The following is a 20581-nucleotide window of genomic DNA, read 5'->3' as shown; positions in this document are numbered from 1 at the left end:
ATTCGCGATGGATATCGGCTACTTCCTGAAGCTGATGACCGAAAAGAACGCCTCGGACATGTTCCTGACCACCGGAGCACCGGTCTACATCAAGATCGAGGGGAAGCTTTACCCGCTGGGCAACACCGGCCTGCCGCCCGGCATGGTCAAGAAGATCGCCTATTCGCTGATGGACGAGGGCCAGGTGCCGCAGTTCGAGCGCGAGCTGGAGCTCAACATGGCCATCGCCCTGGCCGATGCCGGCCGTTTCCGGGTGAACGTGTTCAAGCAGCGGGGCGAGGTCGGCATGGTCATCCGCGCCATCCGCAGCCGGATCCCGAGCATCGAGGAGCTGAACCTGCCGCAGGTGCTGAAGGACGTCATCATGACCCCGCGCGGGCTGGTGCTGGTGGTGGGGTCCACCGGTTCCGGCAAATCAACCTCGCTGGCGTCGATGATCGACCATCGCAACAGCACCACGACCGGACACATCCTCACCATCGAGGATCCGATCGAGTACCTGCACAAGCACAAGATGTCCATCGTCAACCAGCGTGAAGTGGGGCTGGACACCCATGCCTTCCACAATGCCCTGAAGAACGCCATGCGCGAGGCACCGGACGTCATCCTGATCGGCGAGATCCTGGATGCCGAGACGATGGAAGCGGCCATCGCCTTCGCCGAGACCGGCCATCTGTGCCTGGCCACGCTGCATTCCAACAATGCCGACCAGACCATCGAGCGGATCCTCAACTTCTTCCCTGAAAGCGCGCACAAGAACGTGCTGATGAACCTGGCGCTGAACCTGCGTGCGGTGATCAGCCAGCGCCTGGTGAAGAACAAGGACGGCCGCCGTCTTCCAGCCACCGAGGTGCTGATCAACACCCCGATGATCCGCGACCTGCTGCGACGCGGCCAGGTGCACGAGATCAAGGCAGCGATGGAAGCCTCGCTGGAAGAAGGCATGGAGAGCTTCGACCAATGCCTGTTCCGGCTCGCCAAGTCTGGCGTGATCGAGCAGGAGGAAGCCTTGCGCGCTGCCGATTCGCGCGACGGCCTGGCGCTGAAGTTCCGCCTCTCCGAAGGCAGCAGCGGCGAGCACGACCCGTACGCCGACTATTCAGCAGGCCAGCCGAGCATCACCCACGGCTTCTGATCCACCCCCGCCGGGCCATGCCCGGCGGTGGTGCCAGTGCATCGGTAGCGCCGGGCCATGCCCGGCGGCAGATCCTGAAGAGTTCAGGGGCTGTCTCACCCAATGAGACAGCCCCTGCGTAGCGTGCCGTCATGGACACCCTCCGCAAGCTGGCCATTCTTGCCGACGCCGCCAAATACGACGCCTCCTGTGCTTCCAGCGGGTCCGGCAAGCGCGACTCCCGGACCAGCGGTGGCATCGGCAGCACCGAGGGCATGGGGATCTGCCACAGCTACACGCCGGACGGCCGCTGCGTGTCCCTGCTGAAGATCCTGCTCACCAACTTCTGCGTCTACGACTGTGCGTACTGCATCAACCGCGTCTCCAGCAACGTGCCACGCGCGCGTTTCAGTGTGGATGAGGTGGTCGCGCTGACCCTGGACTTCTACAAGCGCAACTACATCGAGGGCCTGTTCCTTTCCAGCGGAATCATCCGCAATGCGGATTACACGATGGAGCGCCTGGTGGAAGTCGCCCGCCGGCTGCGCGAGGAACATCGCTTCGCCGGCTACATCCACCTCAAGACCATCCCCGAAGCATCGCCGGAACTGCTGGCAGCGGCCGGCCGGCACGCCGACCGTCTTTCGATCAATGTCGAACTGCCCACCGAGGCCGGATTGACGAAACTGGCTCCGGAGAAGACCGTCGGCTCGATCCGCGGCGCCATGGGCGAGCTGCGCTGGCGCATCGAGGAAGCCAAGGAGGCCGGCAAGGCATCGCGTGCGGTCACCGCGGGCGCGCCGCGCCGGACGCGAGCGAAAGCCCCGCGCTTCGCACCGGCGGGGCAGAGCACGCAGATGATCGTCGGTGCCGATGGCGCCAGCGACAGGCAGATCCTCTGCAGTGCCGACAATCTGTACGGCAGCTACCGGATGCGCCGCGTCTACTACTCGGCGTTCAGCCCCATTCCCGACGCCAGTCTGCAGTTGCCGGTGCAGCCGCCGCCACTGCAGCGCGAGCATCGGCTGTACCAGGCGGACTGGCTGCTGCGCTTCTATGGCTACGGCGTGGAAGAGATCACCGACACCGCGCAGGGGGGCATGCTGGATCTGGACATCGATCCGAAGATGGCCTGGGCGATCCGCCATCCCGAGCGCTTCCCGGTCGACCTCAATCGTGCGCCGAAGGAACTGCTGCTGCGGGTTCCCGGGCTCGGCGTACGCAATGTGAAACGCGTGTTGATGGCGCGCCGCCATGGCCGGCTGCGGGTGGCGGACATTGCGAGGCTGAAGGCACCGATGGGCAAGCTGCTGCCGTTCGTGCTGCTGGCTGACCACCAGCCACGCAAGGCGCTGGAGGATCCTGTGGCATTGCGTGCGCGTTTGGCGCCGCCGCCCCGCCAGGGATCGCTGTTCGATGCACCGCCGGCGGCCTGACGCCCAGCGCTGGTCGCTGCGGGTCGATCCCCCATGGTCGCTCGATGCCTGGCGGGGTGCAGCCCGCGAAGCGCTGCTGCGCGGGCTGTCGCCCGAGCAGCTGGACTGGTTGGAAAGCACCGCCGGGTCGTTGCTGGATGCTCCGGCAGCGACCCAGGCCCCGCTTCTGGAAACGCCCTCCGTGCCACATGTGCCGAGTGCGTTCCTTGAGCTGGCCTCCACCTGCCTGTGCCATGCCGATGCGCAGCCGATGCCACTGCTGTACCGGCTGCTGTGGCGGATCGTGCACGGCGAGCGCGCGCTGCTCTCCAATCCAACCGACGCCGATGTGCTGCGCGCGATGACGATGGCGCAGGCGGTCCGCCGCGACACGCACAAGATGAAGGCGTTCGTGCGCTTCCGCGAGATCCCCGGCGAGCAGGATGCCTTCATCGCATGGTTCGAGCCGCAGCATCGGATCGTCGACCGGGTCGCGGCGTTCTTCGCACGCCGCTTCGCTGGCATGCGCTGGGCCATCCTCACCCCCTACCGGAGCGTGCACTGGGATGGCCAGGCGCTGTCCTTCGGCGCTGGCGGGCACCGCGAGCAGGCGCCGGCGGAGGACGCACGCGAGACGCTCTGGCAGACCTACTACGCAAGCATCTTCAATCCCGCACGCCTCAACACGCGGATGATGCAGCAGGAGATGCCTGCCCGGTACTGGCGGCACCTGCCCGAGGCGCAGCTGCTGCCCGGGCTGATCCGCGATGCTGGCGACCGCGTGCAGGCCATGCACGATCGTCCGGCGCAGCCACCCCAGCGGCGGATTCCATCACGGCAGGCGACATCCCCGGTCCCCTCACCCTCCAGTGATCTGGCTACCCTGCAGCGCCAGGCAGCGGGCTGCCGGCAGTGCCCCCTGTGGGAGTCCACCACCCAGGTGGTGTTGGGTGAAGGGCCTGGCGATGCACGGGTGATGCTGGTCGGCGAACAGCCGGGCGACACCGAGGACCTGTGCGGACGCCCCTTCGCGGGACCTGCCGGCGCGCTGCTGGACCGTGCCCTCTCCGAGCTGGGTATCGCCCGCTCCACGCTGTACCTGACCAACGCAGTGAAGCATTTCCACCACGAGAGGCGCGGCAAGGTGCGCCTGCACAAACGTCCGCAGGGCCGCCATGTGCAGGCCTGCCGTCCGTGGCTGCTCGGCGAGATCGAGCGGGTGCGGCCGGAGATCATCGTGTGCCTGGGCGCAACGGCGGCGTCGGCGGTGTTCGGCAGCCATTTCAGCCTGACGCGTGATCGCGCCCGTTGGCACACCCTGCCGGATGGCACCCGTGGCTCTGCCACGGTGCATCCCGCATGGGTGTTGCGGCAGGCCGACGAGGTCCGTCGAGAAGACGCCTACCGGCTGTTCCGCGATGACCTGCGGCAGTTGCTCATCGGGGATGCGGAATCCACCGGGCGTCGCCCCGCGCTGCCACCAACCAGCGAGGGGTAGCGCCGGACCATGCCCGGCGATCGCAGCGGCAATCAGGCCGCGTCGACCTGGTTTTCGGGGCGCGCACGCTCGAATGCGTCCAGCGCCTGGCAGGCGGCTTCGATGCGGCGCAGGGTCGGATACGGCGACAGATCCAGACCAAAGCGATGTGCGTTGTACACCTGCGGCAGCAGGCAGATGTCGGCCAGGCCGGGCCGGTCGCCATGGCAGAAGGTGCCGGTGTCGCTGCTCCCGGCCAGCAGGGTTTCCAGGGCCGCAAAGCCTTCGGCGATCCACTGCAGCGTCCACTGGGTGCGGACATCAGCGGACAGGTGCAGGCCGCGTTCCAGATGCTGCATCACCCGGAGGTTGTTCAGCGGATGGATGTCGCAGGCGACCAGCTGCGCCAGCGCACGGACGCGGGCGCGGCCGGCCGCATCGGCCGGCAGCAGCGGCATCTGCGGAAAACGTTCGTCCAGATACTCCAGGATCGCCAGCGACTGGGTCAGCACCTGCCCCTCGTGCAGCAGGGTCGGCACCCGCTCCTGCGGATTGAGTGCGCGATAGGCTTCGCCGTGCTGTTCACCACCGTCGCGCAGCAGATGAACCGGGCGCGCCTCCCAGCGCAGGCCCTTCAGCTCCAGGCCGATGCGCACGCGGTAGGCGGCGCTGGATCGCCAGTAGGTGTACAGCACGATGCCGTCGTCGACCGGGATCTCCATCGCCGCGTCCCTCCTCAGGGCCTGGCCGCCTGCTCGATGCGCTGCTCGATCGCACCGAAGATGCTGTTGCCGGCGGCGTCGAACATTTCAATCCGCACCACGTCGCCGAACGACATGAACGGTGTGCTCGGCTTGCCGTCGCGCAGGGTTTCCACGGTGCGCTGCTCGGCAAAGCACGAAGCGCCCTTGCTGGTGTCCTCGTTGGCGATGGTGCCCGATCCCACGATGGTGCCGGCGCCCAGCGGACGGGTCCTGGCCGCATGCGCCACCAGCTGGGCGAAGTTGAACTGCATGTCCACGCCTGCCTCCGGCGCACCGAACCACGCACCATTGATATGGGTGACCAGCGGCAGGTGCACCTTGCTGTCCTGCCAGGCGTCACCCAGCTCGTCAGGGGTGACAAACACCGGCGACAGTGCCGAGCGCGGCTTGGACTGCAGGAAGCCAAAGCCCTTGGCCAGCTCGCCCGGAATCAGGTTGCGCAGCGAAACGTCGTTGACCAGACCCACCAGCTGGATGTGGCCGGCGGCCTGCTGCGGGGTGACCGCCATCGGCACGTCGTCGGTGATGACCACCAGTTCGGCCTCCAGATCGATGCCGTACTCCTCGCTGACCACCTTCACCGCGTCGCGCGGGCCGTAGAAACCGGCACTGGTGGCCTGGTACATCAGCGGGTCGGTGTAGAAGCTTTCCGGAACCTCGGCCCCGCGGGCGCGGCGGACGCGCTCGACGTGCGGCAGGTAGGCGCTGCCATCGACGAATTCATAGGCGCGCGGCAGGGGCGCCGCCAGCGTCTGCGGGTCCAGGTCGAACACGCCATCGGCGTCACCGGCGTTCAGTGATTCGTAGAGCGCGTTCAGGCGCGGTGCGACACGGCTCCAGTCCTCCAGGGCCTGCTGCAGGGTGGCCGCGATGCCGGTGGCGCGGACGCCGTGGCGCAGATCACGCGAGACGACGATCAGGGTGCCGTCGCGGCCGCCTTCCTTCAAAGAACCAAGCTTCATGGGTGGGTGTCCGGAGTCATGGGCAAACAAGTTTCAAGTGTAATCAAATATGGGGCGGCGCCAAGCTGCAGCGCCGCATCGCTCCACCCTACCGTAGCGGGGGTCAGGCAGGGCTGCGCCCTGCACCTGCTTCAAGCCAGGGCAACGTCAATGGCAACAGCCGGCTCTGGGTTGTCTGCGGATTTGGCGGGGCGGTGTGGGCGGGCAGGACACGCCGTAAACCCATCCCTGGGGGCTCGATGGCGCCATCCATGGCGCCAACGGTCCTGCCCGCCCACACCGCCCCACCTTTGGCAGTTTCCCGGTGACGGTCAGTAGATCCACGCCAGGCGTGGATGAAATCTTCCGGATATCGAAATCCAAACGGGGGTCAGATCCGTTCCGCCAGTTCGCAGGAAACTGTCGAAGGCGGGGTGGGTCCGGTTGCGGGAGTGTCCGCGGCATGGATGCCGCGGCCAAGCCCCCAGGGACGGGTTTACGGCGTCTCCCGCAACCGGACCCACCCCGCCTACCTTCAGGAAGCCCGCTTTTGACGTTGACGTTGACGTGGCTTCGGCCTCTGCGGGTGCAGGGCGCAGCCCTGCAGAGAGAACCCTTACCTGAACAGGCCTTTTTGCGTGAAGTCTCAAACATCGTTTAGACTTGCGGAGTCTGCAGCGGCCGTCCGTTTCCCTCCGGGATCGCCGGCGACCAGGGTCCGCCCTCTTCGCCCGCCCCCACTCCGACGCCGTTCGTCACGCATTCCAGCCTGCGCTTCGTGCCGGCTGCACCCAATTCTCGCAGCGCGGTTCACGGGAACGCTCCGAGTCAGCCGATCAGTTTGATCTGCCCCCGTCTGTCCATTCGGACAGGCGTTTCTTGTACTTGGAGCACACTCGATGTCTTTTGAATCGCTGGGCCTGGCGCCCTTCCTGCTGCGTGCGCTGGCCGAGCAGGGCTACGAAAACCCGACCCCGATCCAGCAGCAGGCGATCCCGCTGGCGCTGGCCGGTCGCGACCTGCTGGCCGGCGCACAGACCGGTACCGGCAAGACCGCAGCCTTCGGCCTGCCGCTGCTGCAGCATCTGGGCACCGCGCCGCAGGAAGTGCGTGGCGGTGGCCCGCGCAAGCCGCGCGCACTGATCCTGGCCCCGACCCGCGAGCTGGCCACCCAGGTGCATGACAGCCTGCGCGGCTACAGCAAGTATCTGCGCATCCCCAGCGCCTGCATCTACGGCGGCGTCGGCATGGGCAACCAGCTGGACATCCTGCGCCGTGGCGTGGACCTGCTGGTGGCCTGCCCGGGCCGCCTGATCGATCACCTGGAGCGTCGCAGCATCGACCTGTCCGGCATCGAACTGCTGGTGCTGGACGAAGCCGACCGCATGCTGGACATGGGCTTCCTGCCGTCGATCAAGCGCATCCTGGCCAAGCTGCCCAAGCAGAACCGTCAGACCCTGCTGTTCTCGGCCACGTTCGAGGACAACATCCGCCAGCTGGCGCTGGAGTTCATGCGCAACCCGGAACAGATCCAGGTGACGCCGAAGAACACCGTGGCCGAGACCATCACCCATCGCGTGCATCCGGTCGACGCCGGCCGCAAGCGCGACCTGCTGCTGCACCTGCTGGCACAGGACAGCCGTGAGCAGACCCTGGTGTTCGCCCGGACCAAGCACGGCAGCGACAAGCTGGCCGCGTTCCTGGAGAAGTCGGGCATCAAGACCGCGGCGATCCATGGCAACAAGAGCCAGGGCCAGCGGCTGCGTGCGCTGGGTGACTTCAAGGCCGGTCGCGTGACCGTGCTGGTGGCCACCGACATCGCGGCACGCGGCATCGACATCAACGAGCTGCCGAAGGTGATCAACTTCGACCTGCCGATGGTCGCCGAGGATTACGTGCACCGCATCGGCCGCACCGGCCGCAACGGCTCCACCGGCCAGGCGATCTCGCTGGTGGCGCAGGACGAGGTCAAGCTGCTGCGCGCAATCGTGCGCCTGCTCGGACGCGACATGGACATCCGCGATGTGCCGGGCTTCGAGCTGCAGGTGCCGATCCGCTGGGGCAACAGTGCACCGGGCAAGGCCGAGCACGACACCGGCGAGCGCGCCCCGCGCAAGAGCCACGCGCGACGTCCGCACGGCGATGCGCCGCGCCATGCCCACGCCGGCCCGAAGAAGGCCGGTGGTGGCCGTCGTGAGGGCGGTGGCAACGGCCAGCAGCGTGCCGGCGCTGGTCAGGGCCAGCGTCGTGGCGGAGGCGGCAACGGCGGTGGTCGTGGCCGCGGCCAGGGCGGCGGCGGTCGCGCCGGCTGATCCTGACTGACAGGAATGAGGGCGTCCCGCTGCGCGGGAGGCCTTACATCGGGGACGGCGCTCGCGCGCCGTCCCTTTTTGTTGCCCGCGCATCAATCAAGGCGCCAGACGCCTCATCCGCGTGCTTTCGCCGGATTCGCCAGATTCCCGAAGAAGATCGCATTGATCAGCAGTCGATCCGTGCCATGCCAGTACTTGCGGTGTGCCGGATCATCGGCGAACAGCACCACGTTGCCCTTTCCCTGGGCCGACACCAGCAGCCACGCACTGCCTGCCACCCGCGCACGATTGCGCTCGGACAGGTAACCGTTGACCCGTGGTGACGCGTCGATGCGCACCACCGTCGAGAACGGATTCGCACTCGGCTGCAGCGTCACGCTGTTTTCCTTGTTCACCGCCAGCTGCCGGCCCGGCACGCCGAACGCCAGGGGATGGCTGGTATCGACATCGGCGCTGAGGATGTTGCCGCTCACCCGCTCGATCGCAGCGATGTCGCGCTGGTCACCGAAGGCGCGACGGGATTCGTCGCCGGCCTCTTCATCCTTGCCGGTCTTCTCGCCATCGGCGAGCTTCTGTTCGATCGCCCACTTCGACGCGCTGCCATAGGTCACCAGCGAGCCGCCGGCCTGCACCCAGCGCTTCAGTGCGGCCACCGCGGTCGCATCGACACTGCTGTAGGCGCCACCGGACAACACGAGGGTGGTGTAGCGATCCAGCGGAACCTTGCCCAGCTGCTGCGGATCCAGCTTGCTGGCCGGCAGGTGCAGGTGCTGGTCCAGCAGGAACCAGGCCGATCCGATCTCGGTGGCCGCCACGCCTTCGCCCATCACCAGTGCCACGGCCGGCTTGCGCAGTGCCTTCACGCCATCGCTGCCGAGATCGATGCCCTCGCGGCTGCGGCCACTCGACAACGCATGCACCTGTACGCCTGAAGCACGTGCCGCCGCGGCCACCGCGTCGAGCAGGGCCGCCCCCTGCAGTGGCTGGCCGGCGACCGGAACGACGATGCTGCCGGCCGCGAAAGCCACATCGCCCTGTGCGGTTCCGGCGGTGAACGGCTGGAATGCAGCGCGGGCGGCCAGTCCCCTGCCCTGCAGCTCGGCCAGCGCACGGCTGGCGTTGTAGTCACGCCAGTCGATGGCATAGGCGAACCCTGCCTGGCCGCCGACGATCGCGCCCTGCAGCGGTGGCAGCTCGCTCACCTGAGCACCGCCGTCGATGCGGCTGCGGCTGCCGGCGAAGGTCACGCCGTAGGCTGGCGCAATGGCGTAGCTGGTGCTGCCATAGAACACGTCGCCCTTGATCGGCGGCGTCTCGGCGAAGATCGAGTGCACCAGGCGGAACTGCGCCTGCTGCACGGGCACGACATAGGCACTGCCTGCCTGGAAGCGCTTCCCCTCGACGGTGACATCGCGATCCAGCGCGCGTACCTCGATCCGGTGCAGGAGCAGCAGTTCAAGCAGGCGCCGGGTCAACGCCGGATCATGCGCGTCGCCGAACACGAAGCTCTTCTGCGGCTGCTGCGCGGCCTGTTTCAATGCGCTCTGGAAGAAGGTCTTCTGCAGGTCGAACAGGCCACTGCGCTCGGCCACCGCACCGCGCACCGTGCCCAGGCCGGTGGCGACCTGGTTGCGGATGGTGAACGGGAAGGTCAGCAGCCCGTTCACCGACTCCTGCACCCGTCCCCGCGAACTGGCCTGCTCGACGGTGACACCGACCGCGCCATGGAAGTCCGGATAGGTCGAGCCATACACCGGCGAGAAGTTGTCGAAGTTCTCACCCGTGTAGTACAGCGACCCCAGTGCGTCCAGCGCCTGTGCGTGGTACGTGGCCAGCGTCCTGTTGAACTCGTAGGAGGCGGCCGGGATCAACGGGCTGTGCATGCTCTTCGGCGAAGGCTCGAAGTAGTACGTGCTGTCCTTGCCCATCTCGTGGAAGTCGATCTGCACGTTCGGGTACCACTGGTGGAAGCCGGCCACCTTCGGCCGCGAATCCTGCTGGGTCAGCGCCAGCCAGTCGCGGTTGAGATCGGTGAAGTAATGGTTGGTACGGCCCTGCGGGAACGGCTCGACATGCTCCTTGTCAGCCGGATCGGCCGAGGCCGGGTCCGATGCCCAGGCGTTGTGCCAGTTGGCGGCACGGTCGCGTCCGTCCGGATTCTGCGCCGGGTCGAACAGCACCACCGCCTGCTGCAGCCATTGCTGGGTTTCACTGCTGCGATTGGCCACCAGGTAATACGCGGTGAGCATCGCCGCTTCGCCGCTGGAGGTTTCATTGCCGTGCACACTGTAGCCCAGCCAGACCACCACCGGGCTGTCACCGGCTGCGCTGCGCGGTTGTGCCGGATCGACCAGGGTCGCGTGCTGCTGGCGGATCTGTTCCAACCGCGCCTGGTTGCTGGCCGCGGTGATGGTGGCAATCAGCAGGGGGCGGCCTTCATAGCTGCGTCCAATGTGCTGGACGCGGATCCTGTCCGAATGCCTGGCCAGTTCCTCGAAATAGGCGACCAACTGGTCGTGGCGGGTGTAGCGGCTGCCGATCGGATAGCCGAGGAACTGCTCCGGCGTGGGAATGGCGCTGTCGAACGCGCCGGCCTCGCTGGCCTGCGGGAAGAAATAGGCGCTCTGCGCCTGCGCGGACAACGCGGGGAACACTGCGCTGGCAGCGGCGATCAGCAACGGAAGAACGGCACGGCGGTGGAAGGACACGGTGACTCCCCGGAAACAGGACGGCAGAGGGCAACGTGGCCGGTCACGGCAGGTGACCGGCCACGGCGTTGGATCAGAAGCGGTAGTCGAAGCCCAGCGTGAAGTAGCGACCGCGCAGGTCATACTGGGTGAAGTCATACGGCGCACGGATGCCCGGGAACGACGCATCGTAGGGCGGCGTCTTGTCACCCAGGTTCTGCACCTTGGCGTACAGGGTCAGGCTGTCGATGCCGGTGTACCCCAGGTACAGGTCGTACTGGCTGTAGCTGCCGACACGCTGCTGCACGGCCTTGGCGGCGGTACTGGCTTCCTGCCGATAGCTGCTGGTGTAGTACCAGGTCACTGCCGCGTTGAAGTCGCCGTACTTCCAGTCCAGCGTGGTGGTGGCCTTGTCCTTGGGCAGGGTGGCGCCGAGGTTGCTGCCGGCGTAGTCGACCAGGGGCCCACCGACCACGGTCGGACGGCGGTAGTCACGGACGTGGGTGTAGGCCGAAGACAGGGTGAAATCTCCCAGGCGCGCCGTCGGAATGCGCTGGCGCAGTTCCACGTCGATGCCCGATGTCTTCAGCTCGCTCAGGTTCTGGTAGCGGTTGTAGACGGCCTGCAGCTTGCCGCGCTCGTCGCGCTGCACGGCACCGGCGACGTTGTCGTTGATCAGCGTCTGGGTGTTGTTGGTGCCGACCAGGTTGTCGAGCTGGATACGGTAGTAGTCGACACTCAGATTGGTGTTCGCCCACGGTGACAGCACCACGCCGAAGTTCACGCTCCGGGTGCGCTCCGGCTTCAGGTCACTGTTGCCCACGGTGAAGAACGTCGGGCTCTGCCGCGAGCCGGGCACATCCGGGTCACGCGGATCGACCACGCTGCCGTAGGAGATGCTGGTGCTGTTGGAGTTCTCCGACAGCGAGGGCGCACGGAAGCCCTTCGAGGCCGACGCGCGCACCAGCAGGAAGTCCAGCGGTTGCCAGCGCAGTCCGAGCTTCGGCGAGAACGCATCGCCGAAGTCATCGTAGTGATCGGCGCGCGCAGCGGCGGACAGTTCCAGGGTCGAGGCCAGCGGCACGTTCACTTCCGCGTACGCAGCGCTGACCTGGCGCTCGCCGTGCACCTCGGCGATGGCCGGACGCACCTGCAGGCCGGCATCGATCTGCCAGGGGTTGTTCGAATCGAGCTTCTCGCGGCGCCACTCGGCGCCGGCGGCAAAGCCGATGTCACCGGCCCAGGTGCGGCCCAGGCTGCCCGAGATCTTCGCATCGACACCCTGCAGCTTCGATTCGGCCGGACGCAGCGTGGCGATGTTGATCGCATCACGCACCGACTGCGGGGTGGCCGCTGGGTCGAGCAGATTGTAGCTGCCGCTGGCCAGCGCATCGGCCAGCGCCCAGCGGTTGGCGAAGCCGCCCGAGACGGTCTCACGCTCGCTGCTGCGCGCACCGAACGCCGCCACTTCCCAGTCCCAGTTGGCGGTGGTGCCGCGCAGGCCGAACACGCCGCGATAGGCGGTGGAGCGGTTGGTCTTGATGGTGCCGCCGAGATCGAAGAACGTGTACTCGATCGGCACGGCACGCCCGTACGGATTGTACGGATTGCCCGCCGGCAGCTGCGACGACACCGGCTCGGCCAGGCCGGTCTCGGCATTTAGGGCGAAGCGGCCGCTTTCCAGGGTGAAGAACGGGCTGCTGCCGAACCAGGCCGCGCTCTTGATCTGGCTGTACAGCACTTCACCGAACGCTTCGACGTTGTCGCCCAGGCGGAAGGTGCCGTTGGCATAGGCCTGGTAGCGCTTCGTGGATGGAATCAGCGTGGTGTACGGCGCCTGATTGAAGCCGCAGGTGTCGCCAGCCAGGCCGTCGATCGGAGCGCTCGCAACGCGCGTGGTCCCGGTGGGGCAGTTGCCATTGGCGTCGAGCATCGGCACGGACACGCCATTGATCAGATAGCGCGCCCCCTTGGCTGACCAGCCGTTCCAGCGCCCGCCCGGCAGGTCGGTGTAGATGCCGCTCTTGGTCAGATCGCGCTCGTCCTGGTCCAGGCGATCGCGGTTGTAGCCCTGCAGACTGAACAGGATGTTGTAGCCATCGCTGTCCAGATCACCGAGGCCACCGACGAACTTCAGGTTCTGCTCGCGCAGGCCCCCTTGGTCGGCGCCTCCGAAGCTGCCACCGATCTCGGCACCTTCGAAGTTCTGGCGGGTGATGATGTTGACCACGCCGGCCACGGCATCGGAGCCGTACACCGCCGAAGCACCATCCTTGAGCACTTCGATGCGCTCGACCGCGACCAGCGGCAGGGTATTGAGGTCGACGAAGGTATCGGACAGGCCACCGGCCGGGAAGCCGTAGTTCGCCACGCGACGGCCGTTGAGCAGCACCAGTGTGTTCTTCGGAGACAGGCCGCGCAGGCCGATGCTGGCCGAGCCGGAGGCCCAGCCGTTGTTGGTGGTCTCGTTGTTGGCATTGCCGGTGTTGGCGGAGATCGAGCGCAGCACATCGGCGACGGTGGCCTTGCCGGTCTGTTCCAGCTGCTGGCGGCCGATCACCTGCACCGGGTTGGACGCCTCGGTATCGGCGCGCTTGATGTTGGAACCGGTGACGCGGACGGCGGCCAGGGTACTGGCTTCGCCACTGGCGGCAGCGGTGGTTTCGGCGGCGGCGGACAATGGCGCGGCCAGAGCGGCGGCCAGGGCCGCCACGAGCAGGGTGTGCTGGGGCATGACGATGTGTGGGGTGGTGGTAGGGCGACGAAGTTCCGCAGTAATCCATGACTGGCCGGGGCCCGACCAATAACATCTCTTCATACGGATATAAGAGAAGCTAACATCTCTTCATCCGGATGGAAATAGTCACCCCACTTCGAGGCCGACGCGATCCCGGTCGGATGCGACAGCAGCGGCGTACAATCCGCTCATGGAAATCTTCAAAGTCTTCATGCTTGAGGCGGCCCACCGCCTCCCGAACGTACCGCCCGGGCACAAGTGCGCGCGCCTGCATGGCCACTCCTTCCGGGTGGAACTGAAGGTCGAGGGCGAACCCGGCGCGCAGACCGGCTGGATCATGGATTTCGGGGACGTGAAGGCGGCCTTCCAGCCGATCTACGAACGCCTGGACCACCACTACCTGAATGACATCCCCGGCCTGGAAAACCCGACCAGCGAGAACCTGGCGGTGTGGATCTGGAACGAACTCAAGCCCGCGCTGCCGGCGCTGAGCGAGATCACGGTCCACGAGACCTGCACCTCCGGCTGCCGGTACCGGGGCCCCGGCACCTGAACAACTCATTGATATCCAAAGATTTCTAAAGGCGCCTTGGGCGCCTTTATGATTTTTGTTGCAATGCGGCATCATCGGCGTATGCTGCAATGCATCAAGTCCTTTCCTGACGCCCATGACCGCCGCCTTCAGCGATCGCTTCAGTGATGCCACCCGCCAGCTGGCCGCCGCCGCAACGCGCGCGAACCGGTTGGCGCTGGAGAACGCTGAAAGCATGTTCGGCGTGCAGCTGAAGGCACTGGAACGCAACCTGACCGCGACCGGTGGCTGGCTCGGCGAGCTGGCACGAAGCGAAGATCCGGCCGGATTGCTGTCGCAGGGCGCTCAGCTTTGGCAGGACAACCTGCAGCGGTTTGGGCAGGCCCAGCAGGACGTGGTCGGTCTTGGCCTGCAGGCTGGACGCTCCTGGTCCGAGCTGGTGCAGGGCTACAACGAATCAACAGCGGACGCGACCGGCCACACGCCCTGACGCGACGCTTTCGCTCATTGCATGGGTCCCTCCCCCCATGCAATCCGGACCCGGCAGATCCCTCCCTCTGCCGGGTCTTTTTTTATTCCTCGCCTGCGTGCAGATGCGCGTCTTCGCCCGAGCAGATCGCGAGCGCAAAGGCCTCGCGCCGGCCCGCAACGTGTGGGCAAATGTCCCCGGCGCATTTTCGCACCTCTGCGCACCGATAACCCCTGCACGCCGGGTGGATGCCCTTGCGTGCGAAGTAGAGGAGGAGGTGACGGCCACCGGCCGGCGCCGGGGGACATTCGCACGCAAGGGCATCCGCCCGGCGCCACACGGAAAACGCACGCACCTGCGCACAGGCAGCCTCAACCCGAGCGATCCCATGCTAGCGCGGATACCACACCCGGAGGTGTCCCACCTGCCCACCCAACACGGTGCCGTCGTCCGCACACCGCTGCGTGCCGATAACCCCTCAACGCCGGGCGGATGCCCTTGCGTGCGAAGTAAAGGAGGAGGTGACGGCCAACGGCCGGCGCCGGGGGACATTCGCACGCAAGGGCATCCGCCCGGCGCCACCCGGAAAAACGCACATACCTGCGCGAAGGGGCAAACACCGCCACCCGGAAACCAGCTGCGCCTAGGCCACCGCCGCCGACTCCGCCCGCGGCAGCTCGAACACGAACGTCGCCCCTGCCTCACTGTCGCGCAGCGCGATGCTGCGGCCATGCAGCTGCACGATACGCTGCACGATCAGCAGCCCCAGGCCACCGTTCTCGCCCCGTCGCGCCCCCAACGCAGCAGGCGCCTGGAACAGCTGCGCACGCACCGCAGCAGCAACGCCGGGACCGTCATCAGAGACGATCACCTCCACGCTGTCAGCCACCGCGCGCAGCCGCACCTCGATCCGCCCTCCCTCCGGCGCATGGCGCAGGGCGTTGTCGAGCAGGTTGGTCAGCACCCGCTCCACCAGACCCAGGTCCGCACGTACCAGCGGCAACCCCTGCGGGAAATCCGCGTGCAACTGCTGGCCGCGCGCCTGCGCCGCCAGCTCGAACTTCTGCAGCACGTCCTGCAGCAGCTCGGGCAGCGCGAACACCTCCCACTCCAGCCGCACCTCGCCGTGTTCCAGGCGTGCCAGCTCGAACAGCGCGCGCGCCAATCGCCCGACCTTCGCACTCTGCGCCAGGGCAATGCCGAGATAGCGCCGGCGCTCCTCCGGCGACAGCGTCGCATCCTTCAACGCCATCGTCTCAAGGTAGCCATGCAGTGAAGACAGCGGCGTGCGCAGATCGTGCGAAATGTTGGCCACCAGCTCACGCCGCTGCAGGTCCTGCTGGCGCAGCTGCTGCCACTGCTCACCCAACCGCTGCGCCATCTGCGCATGTGCATGTTCGAGGATGACCAGTTCATCGCGCTCACCCGGCCGCAGCGGGCCGGGCGGCGGCAGCGGCGTCGGCGCATCGATGTCGAATGCCTGGATGCGACGTGTCAGGCGGCGCAGCGGCCGGGTCACCCAGTAGAACGCCACCAGGCCGGCCAGCAGGCCCAGGCTGCCCACCAGCATCACCGACCACAAAGTGGTGTTCCACTGGTTGCTGGCGGCGAGGTCGTCGGCGAGCATCTGCCGGTGCTCGCCCACCAGCACCACGTAGACGTAGCCGGCCTGCCGCCCCTGCACCACCAGCGGCGCCACGCTGAACACCTTGCGACCCTCGCTACTGCGCGGATCGTCGCCCAGGATGGGCAGCGGCGCGCCCGCCAGCAGCCGGCGCAGCGGTGCCACGTCCACGCGGTTGCGCATCAGGTGCCCGCTGGGTGCGTCGTGGCCGAGAATGCGGCCCTGGTCGTCCAGCAGGTACACCTCGACGCTGGGGTTGACCGCCATCAGTTGCCCGAACAGCGCACGCACCGCCGCATCGCGCATGCCGCTGGTATCCATCAGCTCGCTGCGCTGCGCGATGTGCTCGGCCAGCCCCAGCGACAGCCGCTGCACGACTTCCTGCTCGTGCCGTGTGTTCGAGCGCATCTGCAGCGCCAGCAGCGCCATGCAGCACATCAGCATCAGCGCCGCGATCACCGCCGCCAGCTTCTGCCACAGGTTTGGCCGGATCATGCCGCCGCCCCGGCCGGGTCCACCAGCTTGTAGCCCCGGCCCCAGACCGTCAGCAGCCGCCGCGGGTTGGCCGGATCCGTTTCGATCTTGCTGCGCAGGCGGTTGATATGGGTATTGACCGTATGCTCATAGCCATCGTGCTGGTAGCCCCAGACCTGGTTGAGCAGTTCCATCCGCGCGAACACCTGGCCGGGATGGCGCGCGAAGAACAGCAGCAGGTCGAACTCGCGCGGCGTCAGTTCCAGCGGCCTGCCATCCACGTCGGCAGTACGCGCGACCGGGTCCAGCTGCAGTCCTCCCAGCTCGATGGCACCGGCATCGATGCGCGCGTTCTGCGCCATGGCCTCGGCGCGACGCAGCAGGGCACGCACGCGCGCGACCAGCTCCGGCATGGAGAATGGCTTGGCCAGATAATCGTCGGCGCCGAGTTCCAGGCCGACGATGCGCTGGGTTTCGCTGCCGCGTGCACTGATGATGATGATCGGGACATAGCGCGCCATCGCCCGTGCGCGCTGGCAGACCTGCAGGCCATCGACACCGGGCAGCATCACGTCCAGCACCAGCGCGTCCCACGGGCCTTCCTGTTCGAGCAGGCGCAGCCCGCCATCACCGCTGTCGGCGTGGGCGACCTCATACCCCTCATCGCCCAGGTGCATGCGCAGCAGGTCGGCGATGTGGGCATCGTCTTCAACGATCAGGACACGTTTCGGGGACATCGGCAGCTCGGGCCAGGGGGTAGGCTGAGCGCATTGTGGCGCGGGATCGCCGCCGATACCTCACGAAAAGTTGAATCCTGCGTGAGGATTCGTTGACCGGAGCAGGCGCAGCATGGCCCCGTCGCCCCTTCCCGGAGTCCGCCATGCCACTCACCCGCCGCCATCTGCTGGGTCTGGGCGGTATCGCCACCACCGCCGGCCTGCTCGGTCTCGGGGCCTGCAGCCGCGCCGCGCCAGCGGCAGCAGAAACGCGCCCTGCGCGACAGTTCGAGATCATGCGCAGTGATGCTGACTGGCGCCAGCGGCTGACCCCCGCCCAGTACGCAGTGCTGCGCCAGCAGGCGACCGAACGCCCTTGGAGCAGCCCGCTCAACAAGGAACACCGGCAAGGCACGTTCACCTGTGCCGGCTGTGCGCTGCCGCTGTTCTCTTCGTCCACCAAGTTCGAGAGCGGTACTGGCTGGCCCAGCTTCTGGGCACCGTTGCACAACGCTATCGGTGAGGACCGCGACGTCACCTTTGGCATGCTGCGGGTGGAAGTGCATTGCCGCCGCTGCGGCGGCCATCTGGGCCATGTCTTCAACGACGGCCCACGCCCTACCGGCCTGCGCTACTGCATGAACGGCGCGGCGCTGGCCTTCCAGCCCGGACCTGCTGCGCATGACAGCGATGCGGGCTGGCGCGTGCCGGTGGGATCGTCCCCTGCTTCTGGAGCCCGATGATGCTGCTGTTGCTGCTTGCCTATCTTGGCGGTGTGCTGACCCTGCTCAGCCCCTGCATCCTGCCGGTGCTGCCGTTCGTATTCGCGCGTGCTGACCGCCCGTTCCTGCGCAGCACCCTGCCGCTGCTGCTGGGCATGGCGCTGACCTTCACCCTCGTCGCCAGCCTGGCGGCGGTCGGCAGCCAGTGGGTGGCGCAGGCCAACCAGATCGGTCGCTGGATCGCCCTGCTGCTGATGGCGCTGTTCGCGGTGGCGTTGCTGTGGCCCGCACTGGCAGACCATCTGCTGGCGCCGTTGCAGCGTGTCGGCGCGCGCTTGAGCGCACGCGCGGACGCTGCCGATGCCGCCGGGCGCGGCGGTGCCTGGACGTCGCTGCTGATCGGCATCGCCACCGGCCTGCTGTGGGCGCCGTGCGCGGGCCCGATCCTTGGCCTGGTACTGACCGGGGCTGCGCTGCATGGCGCCAGCGCCAGCACCAGTACGCTGCTGCTTGCCTACGCGCTGGGTGCGGTCACCGCGCTGGCATTGGCGGTCTGGATCGGCGGCCGGGTGTTCCGCGCCCTGCAGGCACGGCTGGGGCTGGGCAATCTGCTCCGCCGCGTGCTCGGCGTCGCTGCGCTGCTGGCGGTCGTGGCCATTGCCCTGGGCTGGGACACCGGCCTGCTGACCCGGCTGTCCACCGTCAGCACCGCGCGTATCGAGCAGGGCCTGCTCGATGCGGTACCCGGCGCGCAGCCTTCCGCTCCACCGATGATGATGATGGGCCCGGCCACTGCAGGCAGCGAGGCACCGCTGCCGGTGGAAGGCACGCTGCCCGCCCTGGACGGCGCCACCGGCTGGCTCAACAGCCCACCGCTGGACGCCGCCCAGCTGCGCGGCAAGGTGGTTCTGATCGACTTCTGGACCTATTCCTGCATCAACTGCCTGCGTGCGATGCCGTTCGTGCACGAGTGGCAGCGGCGCTACCGCGATCACGGCCTGGTGGTGATCGGTGTGCACACCCCCGAGTTCGCCTTCGAACGCGACCCGCGCAACGTCATGAAGGCCGTGCAGCAGTTGAAGGTCGACTATCCCGTCGCGCTGGACAACCAGTACGCGATCTGGCGTGCGTTCAACAACCGCTACTGGCCCGCGCACTACTTCGTCGATGCGCAGGGCAACATCCGCGGCCATCAGTTCGGCGAGGGCAACTATGCGCGTTCGGAGCAGGTGATCCGCCGCCTGCTGGCCGAAGCCGGCCAGACCCGGCTGCCACCGCCGGCCGATCCGGCCGCAGCGGACCTGAAGGGCGTGGCCGCGCAGGCGGACATGGGCAACCTGCGCTCGCCGGAGACCTACCTGGGGCATGCGCGCGCCGAGCAGTTCGCCTCGCCAGGCGGGCAACGTACGGACACGGCATTCGACTACGCGCTGCCACCCGCGCTGGCGCTGAACCAGTGGGGCCTGTCCGGCCGCTGGATCATCGACGACGAGGCGGCACGGCTGCAGCAGCCCGGAGGACGCATCGCCTTCCAGTTCCATGCCCGCGATCTGCATCTGGTGCTCGCGCCACGCCAGGACGGCACGCCGGTGCGCTTCCGCGTCTGGCTGGATGGTCGGCCGTTGCCCGCGGCCGACGCCGGCAGCGACGTTGGCAGCGATGGCAGCGGCGTGATCGACGAACACCGTCTGTACCAGCTGGTGCGCCAGCGCGGCGCCGTCGCGCCACACCGCTTCGAGATCGAATTCCTCGATGCCGGCGCCCAGGCCTACGCCTTCACCTTCGGTTGATCCGGGAGGACACGATGAAGATTTCGTTCGAACAGGGGATCGCCGCCGGCATTGCCGGGCTGGTCGCTACCGCACTGATTGCCGGGGTACTGCTGGTTGATCACGGTGCCATCGCCGCGCCGCTCGAGCGCAGCGCACAGGTGCAGGTGTTGCCTGCGCCCACCGGTGAAGCCGCATTCCGCGATGACGGCACGCACGCCAGCGTAGTGTTTGCCGGCGGCTGCTTCTGGGGCGTGCAGGGCGTGTTCCAGCACGTCAAGGGCGTGAGCAACGCAGTCTCGGGCTACGTCGGCGGCAGCGCGGCGGATGCGCGCTATGAGCGTGTCAGCAGCGGACGCACCGGCCACGCCGAGGCGGTGAAGGTCGACTACGACCCGCGCCAGGTGAGCTACGGCCAGCTGATGCAGGTGTTCTTCTCGGTGGTGCATGACCCGACCCAGCTCGACCGGCAAGGCCCGGACCATGGCAGCCAGTACCGCTCGGCGATCTTCGTCGATGATCCCCGCCAGCAGGCGGCCAGCCGTGCCTACATCACCCAGCTGGGCCAGGCCGGAAGCTATCGCGCGCCCATCGTCACCCAGGTGGAGAGCGGCCAGCGCTTCTATCCGGCCGAGAGCTACCACCAGAACTACATGAGCAACTATCCGCAGGCGGCCTACATCCGCTACTACGATGCTCCGAAGCTGGCGGCACTGGGCAGGCAATTCCCTGCCCTGTATCGCCGGGATCCGGTGCTGGTGCCGATGCGTTGACTGCATGGTGCGCCAGCCCATGCAAAAAAAAGGGGCGCGCGGCCATCCAGCCGCA

At 67.3% G+C, this 20581-nt stretch carries 15 protein-coding genes; 9 read left to right on the top strand and 6 right to left on the bottom strand.

The features are described 5' to 3' along the window. The first annotated feature begins 7 nt into the window (after positions 1-7). The 3 genes from AC06FB_RS04280 to AC06FB_RS04270 all read left to right on the top strand — a co-directional run bounded on the left by AC06FB_RS04280 (position 8) and on the right by AC06FB_RS04270 (position 4027). Positions 8-1135, top strand: a complete 1128-nt coding sequence (locus AC06FB_RS04280) for a PilT/PilU family type 4a pilus ATPase (RefSeq protein WP_053516991.1) — start codon at positions 8-10, stop codon at positions 1133-1135. Positions 1136-1266: 131 nt separating this feature from the next. Next, positions 1267-2550 (top strand): putative DNA modification/repair radical SAM protein, encoded by a 1284-nt coding sequence (locus tag AC06FB_RS04275; protein ID WP_478053417.1) that lies wholly within the window; start codon positions 1267-1269, stop codon positions 2548-2550. Beyond that, positions 2531-4027 (top strand): UdgX family uracil-DNA binding protein, encoded by a 1497-nt coding sequence (locus tag AC06FB_RS04270; RefSeq protein WP_478053416.1) that lies wholly within the window; start codon positions 2531-2533, stop codon positions 4025-4027. The genes AC06FB_RS04275 and AC06FB_RS04270 overlap by 20 nt, the downstream gene beginning before the upstream one ends. Before the next feature lie 32 nt (positions 4028-4059). On the opposite strand, the gene maiA is transcribed toward AC06FB_RS04270, so the two are convergent. Together maiA and AC06FB_RS04260 are read right to left on the bottom strand one after the other, a co-directional pair. Continuing rightward, positions 4060-4728 (bottom strand): maleylacetoacetate isomerase, encoded by a 669-nt coding sequence (gene maiA / locus AC06FB_RS04265; protein WP_461290067.1) that lies wholly within the window; start codon positions 4726-4728, stop codon positions 4060-4062. Positions 4729-4742: 14 nt separating this feature from the next. Further along, entirely contained in the window at positions 4743-5732 is a 990-nt protein-coding gene (locus tag AC06FB_RS04260; protein ID WP_065175362.1) for a fumarylacetoacetate hydrolase family protein, read from the bottom strand. An 878-nt stretch (positions 5733-6610) separates the two neighbouring features. Here AC06FB_RS04260 and AC06FB_RS04255 point away from each other — a divergent pair. Further along, complete coding sequence (locus tag AC06FB_RS04255; RefSeq protein ID WP_065175363.1) at positions 6611-8023, top strand: DEAD/DEAH box helicase; 1413 nt, start codon at positions 6611-6613, stop codon at positions 8021-8023. A 113-nt stretch (positions 8024-8136) separates the two neighbouring features. Here the strand turns inward: AC06FB_RS04255 and AC06FB_RS04250 are convergent, their stop codons facing one another. Together AC06FB_RS04250 and AC06FB_RS04245 are read right to left on the bottom strand one after the other, a co-directional pair. Further along, positions 8137-10731 carry a M14 family zinc carboxypeptidase gene (locus AC06FB_RS04250; RefSeq protein WP_478053415.1) on the bottom strand — a complete coding sequence of 865 codons (2595 nt, stop codon included), beginning with the start codon at positions 10729-10731 and terminating at the stop codon, positions 8137-8139. A gap of 73 nt (positions 10732-10804) precedes the next feature. Beyond that, complete coding sequence (locus AC06FB_RS04245; protein WP_197600654.1) at positions 10805-13444, bottom strand: TonB-dependent receptor plug domain-containing protein; 2640 nt, start codon at positions 13442-13444, stop codon at positions 10805-10807. A 193-nt stretch (positions 13445-13637) separates the two neighbouring features. Here AC06FB_RS04245 and queD point away from each other — a divergent pair, with 193 nt between their 5' ends. Together queD and AC06FB_RS04235 are read left to right on the top strand one after the other, a co-directional pair. Next, positions 13638-14000, top strand: coding sequence for a 6-carboxytetrahydropterin synthase QueD (queD, locus tag AC06FB_RS04240; RefSeq protein WP_053518296.1), 363 nt, complete (start codon positions 13638-13640; stop codon positions 13998-14000). 115 nt (positions 14001-14115) lie between these two features. Beyond that, positions 14116-14469, top strand: a complete 354-nt coding sequence (locus AC06FB_RS04235) for a phasin family protein (protein ID WP_262101484.1) — start codon at positions 14116-14118, stop codon at positions 14467-14469. Positions 14470-15091: 622 nt separating this feature from the next. Here the strand turns inward: AC06FB_RS04235 and AC06FB_RS04230 are convergent. Together AC06FB_RS04230 and AC06FB_RS04225 are read right to left on the bottom strand one after the other, a co-directional pair. Beyond that, a complete protein-coding gene (locus AC06FB_RS04230; protein ID WP_065175368.1) occupies positions 15092-16567 on the bottom strand; it encodes a sensor histidine kinase in 1476 nt (491 codons plus the stop codon). Further along, the gene (locus tag AC06FB_RS04225) at positions 16564-17283 is read right to left on the bottom strand and encodes a response regulator transcription factor (RefSeq protein WP_065182516.1); all 720 of its coding nucleotides are present in this window, start codon (positions 17281-17283) and stop codon (positions 16564-16566) included. The genes AC06FB_RS04230 and AC06FB_RS04225 overlap by 4 nt, the downstream gene beginning before the upstream one ends. Before the next feature lie 143 nt (positions 17284-17426). On the opposite strand from AC06FB_RS04225, the gene msrB reads away from it, so the two are divergent. From msrB to msrA, 3 genes are read left to right on the top strand one after another with little or no spacing between them, the layout of a single operon-like run. Then, positions 17427-18005 carry a peptide-methionine (R)-S-oxide reductase MsrB gene (gene msrB / locus AC06FB_RS04220; RefSeq protein ID WP_053518289.1) on the top strand — a complete coding sequence of 193 codons (579 nt, stop codon included), beginning with the start codon at positions 17427-17429 and terminating at the stop codon, positions 18003-18005. Next, complete coding sequence (locus AC06FB_RS04215) at positions 18005-19774, top strand: cytochrome c biogenesis protein DipZ (protein WP_197600652.1); 1770 nt, start codon at positions 18005-18007, stop codon at positions 19772-19774. The genes msrB and AC06FB_RS04215 overlap by 1 nt, the downstream gene beginning before the upstream one ends. A gap of 14 nt (positions 19775-19788) precedes the next feature. After that, complete coding sequence (gene msrA / locus AC06FB_RS04210) at positions 19789-20526, top strand: peptide-methionine (S)-S-oxide reductase MsrA (protein WP_197600651.1); 738 nt, start codon at positions 19789-19791, stop codon at positions 20524-20526. Positions 20527-20581: the final 55 nt, after the last annotated feature.

The sequence above is a fragment of the Stenotrophomonas sp. Steno-C15 genome (genome assembly GCF_056393265.1).
Note: the sequence above shows the minus strand (reverse complement) of the source record. Positions and strands in the feature narration are given on the sequence as shown.